Consider the following 14,505-nt stretch of genomic DNA (forward strand, 5'->3'; position numbering starts at 1 on the left):
TGGATTTCAAAGACTTTTTTTTGCAAGTGAGCCGGATAAACTTAATGTTATCCGGCAATCGGGCATTAATCCTGACGCAGCACTTTATGACCGTACGCCAGCAGCGCGTCAGTGACGTTGCGCATCATGCGGCTTTCCGGCGCAAAACGGTGCCAGTAAAGCATCCGGCGTTGAAACAGACCGGGCGTTAAGTCGATCAGCTCGCCGCTGTTTAACTCTTTCTCAATCTGCAAATGCGGGATCATACAGCAGGTCGTGCCCTGGCGAGCCAGCTGTACAAAGGCTTCAGAAGAGTTAACGATGTGACACGGTACGCTACCCGGCGGCAGGTCGAAGTTCTGTTGCAGGAAGGCCTGGTGCATATCATCGAGATGGTCAAACGCCACGGCGGGCGCTTTCAGCAGCGCCGAGCGGGTGACGCCGTTCGGAAAATAACGTGCCGCAAAGGCGCGTGAGGCCACGAACAGATAGTCGAGTGCGCCGAGCTTATCGACCAGGCAACTGGGGAGTGCCTGGTGCTGAATACTCACCGCGCCCACCACCTCGCCGCGGCGCAGACGTTCTTGCGTACGGGTTTCATCTTCCACCTGCAGGTTCAGGCGGATAGGCGAATCAGCCAGCACGGGGGCCAGCGCAGGCAGCAGCCAGGTGGCCAGACTGTCGGCGTTAACCGCCAGCGACAACAGCAGCGGCGTGGAGCCGGTTTGCTCATCTCCCAGCCATTCGTCTTCCAGCAGCTCAACCTGACGCAGCAGCGCCAGCAGCTTTTGCCCTTGCTCAGTCGGGCGTGGCGGAACGGTACGTACAAGCAGCGGCTGCCCGAACATATTCTCAAGCTGTTTTATGCGTTGCGAGACGGCGGATTGCGTGATGCACAGCTTCTGTGCCGCGCGCTCAAATCCTCGTTCACGTATCACCGCATCCAGTGCTTGTAGTGTTCTGTAGTCCGGACGTTTCATTGCTATGACGTACTCCTAAAATTTGGGGGGGTCTGCACTATGACACAAATTTTAGTTGGGTACAGACGAATTCCACCGTCTGCAAATGGGGTTGGGGACATTTTTCTCGTCAATGTTCTATAATGCGCCTGAAATTTCACACCACAGGCGAAACGACCATGACGCAGGATGAACTGAAAAAAGCAGTAGGATGGGCGGCACTTCAGTATGTACAACCCGGAACCATTGTAGGAGTAGGGACAGGCTCAACCGCCGCGCACTTTATTGATGCGCTGGGTACAATGAAAGGCCAGATTGAAGGCGCAGTGTCCAGTTCGGATGCGTCCACTGAAAAACTCAAAAGCCTTGGCATTCATGTTTTTGATCTTAACGAAGTGGACAGCCTGGGTGTCTACGTTGACGGCGCGGATGAAATTAACGGCCACATGCAGATGATCAAAGGCGGTGGTGCGGCGTTAACCCGTGAGAAGATTATTGCCTCGGTGGCGAAGAAATTCATTTGTATCGCCGATGCCTCCAAAGAGGTGGATATTCTGGGGCGTTTCCCACTGCCGGTAGAAGTGATCCCGATGGCGCGTAGCGCCGTTGCACGCCAGTTAGTGAAACTTGGCGGCCGTCCGGAATATCGTCAGGGCGTGGTGACGGATAACGGCAACGTGATCCTCGACGTACACGGCATGGAAATCATCGACCCTATCGCGATGGAAAATGCCATCAACGCGATCCCGGGCGTGGTGACTGTCGGCCTGTTTGCCAACCGTGGTGCGGACGTTGCGCTGATTGGCACCGCTGATGGTGTGAAAACCATCGTGAAATAATCTGACAGGGGAACCGCTTCCCCTGTGAAAAAATTTTTGGTAGGGCAAATTTGGTGACATGTATCACGTTTAGAATGTTGCCCTGCCGATCTCGCTAAACTCCCGGCACTTCCCAGCATTTTCCTCTGTTATTTCCTGCCGAATGATATGTCCTCAGAATGGCGACGCAAACGTTCATATTGCCGCGATAGTTTTTTTTGATATGTTGAAGGCGGATGCAAATCCACACACACAACATCAGATTGATAAAAAGACAGGGTCGGGGAAATGGCAAAGGTATCGCTGGAGAAAGACAAAATTAAATTTCTGCTGGTTGAAGGCGTGCACCAACGTGCACTGGAAAGCCTTCGCGCGGCAGGTTATACCAACATCGAATTCCATAAAGGCGCTCTGGATGCCGAGCAACTGAAAGAATCGATCCGTGATGCCCACTTCATTGGTCTGCGATCCCGTACTCATCTGACAGAAGAGGTGATTGAAGCGGCAGAGAAACTGGTGGCGATTGGCTGTTTCTGCATCGGCACCAACCAGGTTGATCTGAGCGCGGCGTCAAAACGCGGGATCCCCGTGTTTAACGCGCCATTCTCAAATACCCGTTCTGTCGCGGAACTGGTGATTGGTGAGCTACTTCTGCTGCTTCGCGGCGTACCGGAGGCAAATGCCAAAGCGCACCGTGGCGTCTGGAACAAACTGGCATCAGGCTCTTTTGAAGCGCGTGGCAAAAAACTGGGCATCATTGGTTACGGTCATATCGGTACTCAGTTGGGTATTCTGGCGGAGTCGCTGGGGATGCATGTCTACTTCTATGACATTGAAAACAAATTACCGCTGGGTAATGCGACTCAGGTTCAGCACCTCTCCGATCTGCTGAACATGAGCGATGTCGTGAGCCTGCACGTACCGGAAAACGCCTCGACCAAAAACATGATGGGTGCGAAAGAGATCGCGTTGATGAAACCGGGTGCACTGCTGATCAACGCCGCTCGTGGCACGGTCGTGGATATTCCGGCACTGTGCGATGCGCTGGCAACCAAACATCTGGCGGGTGCCGCGATCGACGTCTTCCCGACGGAGCCGGCAACCAACAGCGATCCTTTCACCTCGCCGCTGTGTGAGTTCGATAACGTGATCCTGACCCCGCACATTGGTGGCTCAACCCAGGAAGCACAGGAAAATATCGGTCTTGAAGTTGCCGGTAAACTGACGAAATATTCTGATAACGGCTCCACGCTTTCTGCGGTTAACTTCCCGGAAGTGTCGCTACCGTTGCACGGCGGCCGCCGTCTGATGCACATTCACGAAAACCGTCCAGGCGTATTAACTGCGCTTAACCAGATTTTTGCTGAGCAGGGCGTCAACATTGCGGCGCAATATCTGCAAACCTCTGCGCAGGTGGGTTATGTGGTCATTGATATTGAAGCCGATGAAGATGTGGCGGAGAAAGCGTTGCTGGCGATGAAGGCGCTCCCGGGCACCATTCGCGCGCGTTTGTTGTACTAATTTTGTCCTGCCCGGTGGCGCTACGCTACCGGGCCTTATTTCGTGTAGACATCCACACCGTAGTCCCGGCCAGGCAAAGACGTCTCCCGGTTCGGATGAACATCCCTGAGTCGTTTCCAGCCGCAGTTGAGTCCTCTTGCAACATATACATCCTGTTTACGAGCGTTGCCGCAATCGGTGATAAAAGGCGTTGTGGCGCGTTGAGTATCAAAAAAAGGAATTTACGATGGGGCTTCAGCATAGGGCTGAAACGGAAAAGCCCCTACCGTAGCAGGGGCTTAAAAAAGGAAAGGGACGATGATGAGATACGTCATCATGCTGCTAATCCTGTTAATCATAGCCTACCCAGCATATTAACAGAGAGGAAGCAGGAGGGAGGTTCGCCTCCCTCACCCTTTACCGAGGAATTTAGGTCAAAAAAAAAGCGGTGTCAATGGGAAGAAAACGGCGGCCATTCCCACACTTTCGACGGTGTTACTACAGCCGGTAAGGGAATATCCCACTCTTCAACCGGCAGTTTTTCGACTAACTGACAGTCATGGGCATAGCCCACCGGTTGGATCCCGTGTTGCCGCCAGTTCTGCAATGTCCGGTCATAAAATCCGCCACCCATACCCAGACGCTGCCCCTCTTCGTCAAACGCCACTAACGGCGTTACCAACACATCCAGTTGCGCAAGCGGCAATACGTCGCGCACATCCAGTTTCGGCTCCTGAATCTTCAGGCGATTGGTGACCAGTTCGCTTTGGGGGTGATAGTGCAGAAACAATAAATTGCCGGGACTAAACGGGTGCAGGACCGGGAGATAAACACGTTTACCTGCTCGCCAGAGTTGTTCGATCAGCGGTTGAGTGTCGAGTTCGCCATCGAATGAGAGAAATAACGCGACAGTGTGCGCCATTACTATCGGTGGGTAAGCAAGCATTCTGTTCGCTGCATGCTGGCCGAAATGGGTTTGCTGCTGAGGGGTCAGTGCCCGTCTACGTTGGCGTATTAGCTGGCGGATTTCTTGTCGGGATAAAGAGAGTTCGGGAAGTTGTGTCATAGCTGTTGGTAGGTAGAAGGGAATCTCCGAGATGCCGCCGCAGGCTGTAACCCTTGAACCCTTGGTTCAAGGTGAATGCGTCGTCACAGTTTTAAGGCTTCTCGGACGGACCGAGCATGCTCACCAACCGTGGAGCGCCACATTCTTGTGGTATGAAATATCGGCTCAGGGGACTGGCCCGCTTGCAAACATCTCAGAGAAATTTTGTCTTCACGGTCACTCTACCATAGTAAACCGAAAAGTGTTATTCAAAGTTTTGGCCCGTTTTTTCGGTTATGCGACCCTGATCAAGCAACGCCTGTTCGATGGTCTGCTGCAGCATCCGAATACGTTGTTCCATGCTCGCCGCGTAGTCACGCGTCTTCGCTTTTTCCTGAGCTAATTCATAGCTGATGTTCAATGCGGCAATGAAAACCAGCTGCTCAGTATTTGTGACTCTAGTGCGAACTTTTAGATCTTGCAACCGCTGATTAAGATCGTCCGCTGCCTGATTCAACGCATCCTTTTGTTCAGGCGGGCAATTCACTCGCAGTGAACGGCCAAATATTTGGATATCGACGGGTTGTGCAGACATGCCACCTTCCTGCTGATTGACTGCGCTGCCTTCGTCTCCGGACCCTGGGTCCGCGAAGGGGCGACACTATAGCTACCCTGGTATGAAGATACAAGCCCTTTTCTGGTTCACCAGGGTCCAAAGTGGTAGCATATCATGAATATCCTCCCTTTGATGACGAATGCTTATGTCTATACAGAACGAAATGCCTGGTTACACCGAAATGAACCAGTTTTTGAACCAACAAGGGGCAGGACTGACCCCAGCCGAAATGCACGGTTTGATAAGCGGGATGATTTGTGGCGGCAACAACGACAGCTCCTGGCAGCCGCTGCTTCATGACCTGACAAACGAAGGTCTGGCCTTTGGTCATGAACTGGCGCAAGCATTGCGTAAAATGCACGCCGCGACCAGCGATGCGCTGGAAGATGACGGCTTTCTTTTTCAGCTTTTTCTGCCTGAAGGAGACGACGTCAGCGTGTTCGATCGCGCCGATGCACTGGCAGGTTGGGTCAACCACTTTTTGCTCGGCCTTGGCGTCACACAGCCTAAGCTCGACAAAGTGACGGGTGAAACCGGCGAAGCGATTGACGACCTGCGCAACATTGCGCAGTTGGGTTATGACGAAGACGAAGATCAGGAAGAGCTGGAGATGTCGCTCGAAGAGATCATCGAATATGTGCGTGTTGCGGCGCTGCTGTGTCACGACACCTTTACGCGTCAGCAGCCAACTGCGCCGGAAGTGCGCAAACCGACCCTGCACTAAGAACGAAAACGCCAAGGAGAGTGTTATGAGCGAACTATCCCTGCAAGAATACCTGCGTCGTCGCCAGGCACTGCTGGCGCAAATGCCGCCTGGCAGCGCGGCGCTGATTTTCGCCGCGCCAGAAGCGACGCGTAGCGCGGACAGCGAGTATCCGTATCGCCAAAGCAGCGACTTCTGGTATTTCACCGGTTTTAATGAACCGGAAGCTGTGTTGGTGCTGATTAAAAGCGATGACACTCATAACCACAGCGTTTTGTTTAACCGGGTTCGCGACCTGACTGCGGAGATCTGGTTTGGCCGTCGTCTTGGGCAAGATGCCGCGCCAGAAAAGCTGGGCGTGGATCGTGCGCTGGCGTTCAGCGAAATCAACCAGCAACTCTTCCAACTGCTTAATGGCCTGGATGTGGTGTATCACGCGCAAGGCGAATATGCCTGGGCGGATGAGATTGTCTTCACTGCGCTGGATAAGCTGCGCAAAGGGGCACGTCAGAATCTGAAAGCACCTGCGACGCTCACCGACTGGCGCCCGATGGTGCATGAGATGCGCCTGTTTAAATCAGCGGAAGAGATCGCCGTAATGCGACGTGCCGGAGAGATCAGCGCGCTGGCGCATACACGGGCGATGGAGAAATGCCGTCCGGGCATGTTTGAGTATCAACTGGAAGGGGAGATTCACCACGAATTTACGCGTCACGGCGCGCGTTATCCTTCCTATAACACCATTGTTGGCAGTGGCGCAAATGGCTGCATCCTGCATTACACCGAGAATGAAAGTGAAATGCGCGATGGCTCGCTGGTGTTGATTGACGCCGGATGCGAATACAAAGGGTATGCCGGGGATATCACACGAACCTTCCCGGTCAACGGCAAGTTCACCTCCGCCCAGCGCGAGATCTACGACATTGTGCTGGCGTCGCTGGAAACCAGTTTGCGCCTGTACCGCCCGGGCACCTCCATTCAGGAAGTGACCGGCGAGGTGGTGCGCATTATGGTAACTGGCCTGGTGAAACTGGGCATCCTGAAGGGCGAAATCGATCAACTGATCGCCGATAACGCCCATCGACCTTTCTTTATGCATGGCCTGAGCCACTGGCTGGGGCTGGATGTGCATGATGTCGGCACCTATGGTAAGGATCGCTCCCGTCTGCTTGAGCCGGGTATGGTTCTGACCGTGGAGCCAGGTCTCTACATCGCACCGGATGCTGACGTACCGGAAGCGTATCGCGGTATTGGTATCCGAATTGAAGACGACATCGTCATCACACAAACCGGTAACGAAAACCTGACCGCCAGCGTAGTGAAAAAAGCCGACGACATCGAAGCCTTAATGGCTGCGGCGCGCCAACAATGAGCGTGATTATCGTAGGCGGCGGGATGGCTGGGGCGACGCTGGCGCTGGCAATCTCTCAATTGAGTCATGGCAAGTTGCCGGTGCATCTGATTGAAGCGACGGCGCCTGAAGCCCAGGATCACCCGGGTTTCGACGCCCGGGCGATCGCCCTGGCGGCAGGCACCTGTCAGCAACTGGCGCGGATGGGTATCTGGCAGGCGATCGCCGATTGCGCAACGGCCATCAATACCGTTCACGTTAGCGATCGCGGGCATGCCGGGTTTGTGACTCTGGATGCGCAAGATTATCGTATTGCGGCGTTAGGGCAGGTCGTTGAGTTGCACGATGTCGGTCAGCGCTTGTTCGGACTGTTGCGCAAAGCGCCGGGCGTGACGTTGCATTGCCCTGATCGCGTCGCCACGGTCTCGCGCACGCAGGAGCAGGTCAATGTCACGCTGGAAAACGGTGATGTGATTACCGGCGACGTCCTGGTTGCGGCTGATGGCACGCGTTCTGCGCTGGCAACGGCCTGCGGTGTGGACTGGCAGCAAACGCCATACGAACAGTTAGCGGTGATCGCCAACGTGGCTGTCTCTGTGCCCCATGAAGGGCGTGCGTTTGAGCGCTTTACCCAACATGGCCCACTGGCGATGTTGCCAATGTCCGGGGAGCGTTGCTCACTGGTGTGGTGCCATCCGCTTGAGCGACGTGATGAGGTGATGGCCTGGTCTGATGAACAGTTTTGCCGTGAATTGCAGAGCGCATTTGGCTGGCGACTGGGACGTATTACCCAAGCGGGGAAACGCAGTGCCTATCCTCTTTCGCTGACGACGGCGGTCAAAGCCGTCACCCATCGTACCGTGCTGGTGGGAAATGCCGCGCAGACACTGCACCCTATCGCAGGACAAGGGTTTAATCTTGGATTACGCGATGTGATGAGCCTTGCCGAAACGCTGACCCAGGCATGGCAAGCAGGCGAAGACGTCGGCGAATATCGCGTGCTGTCGCGTTATCAACAGCGTCGACAGGCAGACCGTGAAACAACAATTGGTGTGACGAACAGTCTGGTTTATCTGTTTGCCAATCACTGGGCGCCGTTGGTTGTCGGACGCAATGTCGGGTTGATGGCAATGGAATTATTGACACCGGCACGCGATGTGCTGGCGGAGCGGACCCTGGGTTGGGTAGCGCGTTAAATATGACCTGTAGGCCGGATAAGGTGAAGCCGCCATCCGGCAGGGTTACCCGCACAAATGCCTGATGGCGTTACGCTTATCAGGCCTACGGATTACAGGTTTCGGTTTCGAGGAGCAAACAGTGCAAAGTGTTGATGTAGCTATTGTGGGTGGAGGCATGGTAGGTCTGGCCGTCGCCTGCGGCTTACAGGGTAGCGGTTTACGGGTCGCCGTGCTGGAACAGCATGTCCCTCAGCCACTGGAAAATGATGCTCCACCGGCGCTTCGCGTGTCGGCCATTAATGCTGCCAGCGAAAAATTGCTCACGCGTCTCGGCGTGTGGTCAGATATTGTTGCCCGTCGGGCCAGCTGCTATCACGGCATGGAAGTCTGGGACAAAGACAGCTTTGGACGCATTGCGTTCGATGATAAAAGTATGGGCTACAGCCATCTTGGGCATATCGTTGAAAATACGGTGATCCACTATGCTCTGTGGCAAAAAGCGCAGCAATCCTCGGATGTTACTCTGATGGCCCCCGCAGAACTGCAGCAGGTGGCCTGGGGGGAAAATGAAACGTTTCTGACCCTGAAAGACGGCACGATGTTAACCGCTCGCCTGGTGGTTGGAGCGGACGGCGCGAACTCCTGGCTGCGCAGCAAAGCAGATATTCCGCTGACCTTCTGGGACTATCGCCATCATGCGCTGGTCGCAACCATTCGTACCGAAGAGGCGCATGATGCCGTTGCACGCCAGGCGTTTCATGGCGAAGGTATTCTCGCGTTTTTGCCCCTCGTCGACCCGCATCTCTGCTCTATTGTCTGGTCGCTTTCGCCACAAGAGGCTGAGCGGATGCAACATGCGAGCGAAGAGGAATTCAACCGGGCATTGAATATTGCGTTTGATAACCGGTTGGGGTTGTGTCGCGTGGAAAGCGAACGCCAGGTATTCCCGCTGACGGGGCGCTATGCGCGCCAGTTTGCCGCCCATCGTCTGGCACTGGTCGGCGATGCCGCCCATACCATCCATCCGCTGGCGGGGCAGGGGGTTAACCTCGGCTTTATGGATGCTGCGGAACTTATCGATGAACTGAAGCGTTTGCAGCGTCAGGGCAAAGATATCGGTCAGTATCTGTATTTGCGTCGTTACGAGCGCAGCCGTAAGCACAGTGCCGCCATGATGCTGGCAGGTATGCAAGGTTTTCGCGAGCTGTTTGCTGGGGAGAATCCGGCGAAGAAATTGCTGCGCGATATTGGTCTGAAACTGGCCGATACCCTCCCTGGTGTAAAACCGCAACTTATCCGTCAGGCAATGGGGTTGAATGATTTACCTGAGTGGCTTCGTTAACAAATCCCCCCGCTTCTAAGAGTTTGAGACCCGTCACACTTTCTTCTCCCGGCCTTCGCGCCGGGGGACTTACCTCATTTGAAATAATCTAATTCCACGCTGTTTTTCGCATTAGATTTTTTTATATCACTATTTTCTCTAGTCTCGATTTTTGACATTTTTTTAGAATTTAATATCGATTCAGTCGGTTTTTTTCGCCTGTGATTTGTGTGTTATAGGCGTGTTAATTATATTTTTGGTTTTTTGTTCTGTGGTCTGCTTTGCCATTTTTTGGCATAAGCTAATGTGATAGTTAATTTTACCTTATGGTTAAGCGTCAGTTTCGGTGGTAAGTTCAATGGAAAAGAGAACGTTTGCGTTGAGGCCATGACGTGGCTTCGATGACGGGTTTCGTGGCGTAAATTTCATCACGAAATGGTTGCAAGCCCTGCTTATTCAACGAGGAAAAGATGGCTCAACAGACTCCTTTGTACGAACAACACACGTTATGTGGCGCACGAATGGTCGATTTTCATGGCTGGATGATGCCGCTGCATTACGGTTCCCAGCTCGATGAGCATCATGCTGTGCGCACCGATGCCGGTATGTTTGATGTTTCGCATATGACGATTGTCGATCTGCGAGGCAGCCGCACCCGGGAGTTTTTGCGTTATCTGCTGGCAAATGACGTGGCAAAGCTAACGAAGAGCGGGAAAGCCCTCTACTCCGGTATGCTTAATGCCTCGGGCGGCGTGATAGATGACCTTATCGTCTACTACTTCACTGAAGATTTCTTCCGCCTCGTTGTTAACTCCGCCACCCGCGAAAAAGACCTCTCCTGGATTTCCCAACACGCTGAACCTTATGCCATCGACATTACCGTCCGTGACGATCTGTCGTTGATCGCCGTACAGGGACCAAACGGGCAGGCTAAAGCCGCCGCGTTGTTTACCGAAGAACAGCGTCGCGCAGTCGACGGGATGAAACCGTTCTTTGGTGTCCAGGCGGGCGATCTCTTCATTGCGACAACCGGTTATACCGGTGAAGCGGGCTATGAAATCGCCATGCCAAATGAAAAGGCGGCAGATTTCTGGCGTGCGCTGGTGGAAGCTGGCGTGAAACCGTGTGGTCTGGGTGCGCGTGATACGTTGCGTCTGGAAGCTGGCATGAACCTGTACAGCCAGGAGATGGACGAAAGCATTTCTCCATTAGCCGCCAACATGGGCTGGACCATTGCCTGGGAACCGACTGACCGTGATTTCATCGGTCGCGACGCGCTGGAAACGCAGCGTGAAAAAGGGCACGAGCAGTTGGTCGGTCTGATCATGACGGAAAAAGGCGTGTTGCGTAATGAGTTGCCGGTTCGTTTTATCGATGCGCAGGGCAACACGCAGGAAGGCATTATCACCAGCGGCACGTTCTCTCCGACGCTGGGCTACAGCATTGCGCTGGCGCGTGTGCCAGCAGGCATTGGTGAAACGGCGATTGTGCAAATCCGTAACCGCGAGATGCCGGTAAAAGTAACGAAACCTGTTTTTGTGCGTAACGGCAAAGCCGTCGCGTGATTCATCCTTTTTTGGAGATTGATTGATGAGCAACGTACCTGCAGAACTGAAATACAGCAAAGAACACGAATGGCTGCGTAAAGAAGCGGACGGTACTTACACCGTGGGCATTACCGAGCACGCTCAGGAACTGTTGGGCGACATGGTGTTTGTCGATCTGCCAGACGTCGGCAGCACCGTTAGCGCAGGCGATGATTGCGCGGTCGCTGAGTCCGTCAAAGCGGCCTCTGATATTTATGCGCCTGTGGGGGGCGAGATCGTGGCCGTTAACGACGCGCTCAGCGACTCTCCGGAGCTTATCAACAGCGAACCGTATGCGGGTGGCTGGATTTTCAAAATCAAAGCCAACGACGCGAGCGAAATCGACGCGCTGCTGGATGCCACTGCATACGAAGCCCTGTTAGAAGACGAGTAATGTTGTGCCGGATGGCACTGCGTTTATCCGGCCTACAGGTCACCGTAGGCCCGGTAAGCGTTAGCGTCACCGGGCAATTGAGTTAGAGACAATCACGATTCACTGCACGTTTCAGGAACCATCGCCCATGACACAGACGTTAAGCCAGCTTGAAAACAGCGGCGCTTTCATTGAACGCCACATCGGACCGGACGCTGAGCAACAGCAAGAAATGCTGAATGCCGTTGGCGCCGAGTCGTTAAACGCGCTGATCGGCCAGATTGTGCCGAAAGATATTCAGCTTGCGACCCCGCCGCAGGTGGGTGAAGCTGCGACCGAATATGCTGCGCTGGCAGAACTCAAAGCTATCGCCAGCCGCAATAAGCGCTTCACGTCTTACATCGGCATGGGCTACACCGCCGTGCAATTGCCGCCGGTTATCCTGCGCAATATGTTAGAAAATCCAGGTTGGTACACCGCGTATACGCCATACCAGCCGGAAGTCTCTCAGGGGCGTCTGGAATCACTGCTGAACTTCCAGCAGGTGACGCTGGATCTGACCGGCCTGGATATGGCCTCTGCGTCTCTGCTTGACGAAGCGACTGCGGCGGCTGAAGCGATGGCAATGGCGAAACGCGTGAGCAAGCTGAAAAACGCTAACCGTTTCTTTGTCGCCTCCGACGTACATCCTCAAACGCTGGACGTAGTTCGCACCCGTGCGGAAACCTTCGGTTTTGATGTGATCGTTGATGATGCCGCAAAAGTGGTTGATCACCAGGATGTGTTTGGCGTGCTGTTACAGCAGGTGGGCACGACCGGGGAAGTACACGACTACAGCGCGCTGATTACTGAGCTGAAGTCGCGCAAAATTGTGGTCAGCGTCGCCGCCGATTTTATGGCGCTGGTTCTGCTGACCGCGCCAGGCAAACAAGGCGCAGATATCGTTTTCGGTTCTGCACAACGCTTTGGTGTGCCGATGGGCTACGGCGGCCCGCATGCGGCATTCTTTGCCGCGAAAGATGAATTCAAACGCTCTATGCCAGGCCGTATTATCGGCGTATCAAAAGATGCGGCGGGCAATACCGCTCTGCGTATGGCGATGCAGACTCGCGAGCAGCATATTCGTCGCGAGAAAGCGAACTCCAATATCTGTACCTCTCAGGTGCTGCTGGCCAACATCGCCAGTCTGTATGCGGTTTATCATGGTCCGGTAGGGCTGAAACGCATTGCAAATCGCATTCATCGCCTGACCGATATTCTGGCAACTGGCCTGCAACAGAAAGGGATGAAGCTGCGTCATGCGCACTACTTTGACACGCTGTGCGTTGAAGTGGCTGATAAAGCTGCGGTGCTGGCGCGCGCGGAAGCGGCAGAAATCAACCTGCGTAGCGATATCCATAATGCAGTAGGCATCACGCTGGATGAAACGACCACCCGTGAAAACGTGCTGGCGTTGTTCTCCGTACTGCTTGGCGATCATCATGGCCTGAATATCGACACGCTGGACAAAGACGTCGCGTATGACAGCCGTTCTATTCAGGACAGCATGTTGCGTGAAGATGATATCCTGACCCATCCGGTGTTTAACCGCTATCACAGCGAAACCGAGATGATGCGTTACATGCACTCTCTGGAACGCAAAGATCTGGCGCTGAATCAGGCGATGATCCCGCTGGGCTCCTGCACCATGAAGCTGAACGCGGCTGCCGAGATGATCCCTATTACCTGGCCGGAATTTGCTGAACTGCATCCTTTCTGCCCGGCGGATCAGGCGGAAGGGTATCATCAGATGATCAGCCAGCTTTCTGAGTGGCTGGTTAAACTGACCGGTTACGACGCCGTGTGCATGCAGCCAAACTCAGGTGCGCAGGGCGAATATGCGGGTCTGCTGGCGATTCGTCATTACCACGAGAGCCGCAACGAAGGGCATCGTGATATCTGCCTGATCCCGGCGTCTGCCCACGGTACTAACCCGGCGTCCGCGCAAATGGCGGGGATGCAGGTCGTCGTTGTCGCGTGTGACAAACAGGGCAACATCGATCTGGCGGATCTGCGTGAGAAAGCGGAACAGCACGGCGACAGCCTCTCCTGCATCATGGTGACGTACCCGTCCACCCACGGCGTGTATGAAGAGACGATCCGTGAAGTGTGCGAAATCGTTCATCAGTTTGGCGGCCAGGTTTACCTTGATGGCGCAAACATGAACGCACAGGTCGGTATCACCACGCCTGGCTTTATCGGCGCAGATGTATCGCACCTCAACCTGCATAAAACCTTCTGCATTCCGCACGGCGGTGGCGGCCCTGGTATGGGTCCTATCGGGGTGAAATCGCATCTGGCGCCGTTTGTGCCAGGTCATAGCGTGGTGCAAATCGAAGGCATGCTGACCCGTCAGGGCGCGGTTTCTGCAGCTCCGTTCGGTAGCGCATCTATTCTGCCTATTAGCTGGATGTACATCCGCATGATGGGCGCAGAAGGCCTGAAAAAAGCAAGCCAGGTGGCTATTCTCAATGCTAACTACATTGCCAGCCGTCTGAAGGATGCTTATCCGGTGCTGTACACGGGCCGTGATGGCCGCGTGGCGCACGAATGCATTCTCGATATTCGCCCGCTGAAAGAAGAGACGGGCATCAGTGAACTGGATATCGCCAAACGCCTGATCGACTACGGTTTCCATGCGCCGACCATGTCCTTCCCGGTTGCGGGTACGCTGATGGTGGAACCGACGGAATCCGAAAGCAAGGTTGAACTGGATCGCTTTATCAATGCGATGCTGGCGATTCGTGCTGAAATTGATCGCGTGAAAGCGGGCGAGTGGGCACTGGAAGATAACCCTCTGGTTAACGCGCCGCACACTCAGAATGAGCTGGTGGCGGAGTGGAATCATGGGTACACCCGTGAAATCGCTGTGTTCCCTGCAGGCGTAGAGAACAAATACTGGCCGACAGTAAAACGTCTCGACGATGTTTACGGCGACCGTAATCTGTTCTGCTCTTGCGTACCGATGAGCGAATATCAGTAATTTTTCGCTTCAACTATCTTTTAAAGGCGCTTCGGCGCCTTTATTTTTGGGGGG

General features: G+C 54.4%; 12 protein-coding genes and 1 other RNA gene. 9 read left to right on the top strand and 4 right to left on the bottom strand.

Annotated elements, in window-relative coordinates:
- Positions 1-65 precede the first annotated feature (65 nt).
- Positions 66-959 carry a DNA-binding transcriptional regulator ArgP gene (gene argP, locus AC07UY_RS01665; protein WP_203360053.1) on the bottom strand — a complete coding sequence of 298 codons (894 nt, stop codon included), beginning with the start codon at positions 957-959 and terminating at the stop codon, positions 66-68.
- A gap of 158 nt (positions 960-1,117) precedes the next feature.
- Here argP and rpiA point away from each other — a divergent pair, with 158 nt between their 5' ends.
- Both rpiA and serA read left to right on the top strand, forming a co-directional pair.
- Complete coding sequence (rpiA, locus tag AC07UY_RS01670) at positions 1,118-1,777, top strand: ribose-5-phosphate isomerase RpiA (protein ID WP_203360054.1); 660 nt, start codon at positions 1,118-1,120, stop codon at positions 1,775-1,777.
- Positions 1,778-2,044: 267 nt separating this feature from the next.
- Positions 2,045-3,277: a phosphoglycerate dehydrogenase gene (gene serA / locus AC07UY_RS01675; RefSeq protein WP_203360055.1), complete on the top strand. Its 1,233-nt coding sequence runs from the start codon at positions 2,045-2,047 to the stop codon at positions 3,275-3,277.
- Positions 3,278-3,707: 430 nt separating this feature from the next.
- Here the strand turns inward: serA and AC07UY_RS01680 are convergent, their stop codons facing one another.
- The 3 genes from AC07UY_RS01680 to zapA form a co-directional block, all read right to left on the bottom strand.
- Entirely contained in the window at positions 3,708-4,322 is a 615-nt protein-coding gene (locus AC07UY_RS01680) for a 5-formyltetrahydrofolate cyclo-ligase (protein WP_203360056.1), read from the bottom strand.
- Between the two features lie 19 nt (positions 4,323-4,341).
- Positions 4,342-4,525: non-coding RNA, 6S RNA (gene ssrS, locus AC07UY_RS01685), on the bottom strand.
- A 41-nt stretch (positions 4,526-4,566) separates the two neighbouring features.
- A complete protein-coding gene (zapA, locus tag AC07UY_RS01690) occupies positions 4,567-4,896 on the bottom strand; it encodes a cell division protein ZapA (protein ID WP_162380175.1) in 330 nt (109 codons plus the stop codon).
- A 166-nt stretch (positions 4,897-5,062) separates the two neighbouring features.
- Here zapA and AC07UY_RS01695 point away from each other — a divergent pair, with 166 nt between their 5' ends.
- From AC07UY_RS01695 to gcvP, 7 genes are all read left to right on the top strand, one after another.
- Positions 5,063-5,641 carry a YecA/YgfB family protein gene (locus AC07UY_RS01695; RefSeq protein WP_203360057.1) on the top strand — a complete coding sequence of 193 codons (579 nt, stop codon included), beginning with the start codon at positions 5,063-5,065 and terminating at the stop codon, positions 5,639-5,641.
- Between the two features lie 25 nt (positions 5,642-5,666).
- The gene (pepP, locus tag AC07UY_RS01700) at positions 5,667-6,992 is read left to right on the top strand and encodes a Xaa-Pro aminopeptidase (protein ID WP_494660716.1); all 1,326 of its coding nucleotides are present in this window, start codon (positions 5,667-5,669) and stop codon (positions 6,990-6,992) included.
- A complete protein-coding gene (gene ubiH, locus AC07UY_RS01705) occupies positions 6,989-8,167 on the top strand; it encodes a 2-octaprenyl-6-methoxyphenyl hydroxylase (RefSeq protein ID WP_494660717.1) in 1,179 nt (392 codons plus the stop codon). Before pepP ends, ubiH begins: the two co-directional genes overlap by 4 nt.
- Positions 8,168-8,288: 121 nt before the next feature.
- Positions 8,289-9,491 carry an FAD-dependent 2-octaprenylphenol hydroxylase gene (ubiI, locus tag AC07UY_RS01710; protein WP_203360060.1) on the top strand — a complete coding sequence of 401 codons (1,203 nt, stop codon included), beginning with the start codon at positions 8,289-8,291 and terminating at the stop codon, positions 9,489-9,491.
- A 449-nt stretch (positions 9,492-9,940) separates the two neighbouring features.
- Entirely contained in the window at positions 9,941-11,035 is a 1,095-nt protein-coding gene (gene gcvT, locus AC07UY_RS01715) for a glycine cleavage system aminomethyltransferase GcvT (protein ID WP_494700632.1), read from the top strand.
- Between the two features lie 25 nt (positions 11,036-11,060).
- Positions 11,061-11,450 carry a glycine cleavage system protein GcvH gene (gcvH, locus tag AC07UY_RS01720; protein ID WP_162380169.1) on the top strand — a complete coding sequence of 130 codons (390 nt, stop codon included), beginning with the start codon at positions 11,061-11,063 and terminating at the stop codon, positions 11,448-11,450.
- Between the two features lie 127 nt (positions 11,451-11,577).
- Positions 11,578-14,451 carry an aminomethyl-transferring glycine dehydrogenase gene (gcvP, locus tag AC07UY_RS01725; protein WP_494660718.1) on the top strand — a complete coding sequence of 958 codons (2,874 nt, stop codon included), beginning with the start codon at positions 11,578-11,580 and terminating at the stop codon, positions 14,449-14,451.
- Positions 14,452-14,505 lie beyond the last annotated feature (54 nt).

This window comes from Citrobacter sp. GW821-FHT02E08 (genome assembly GCF_059421685.1).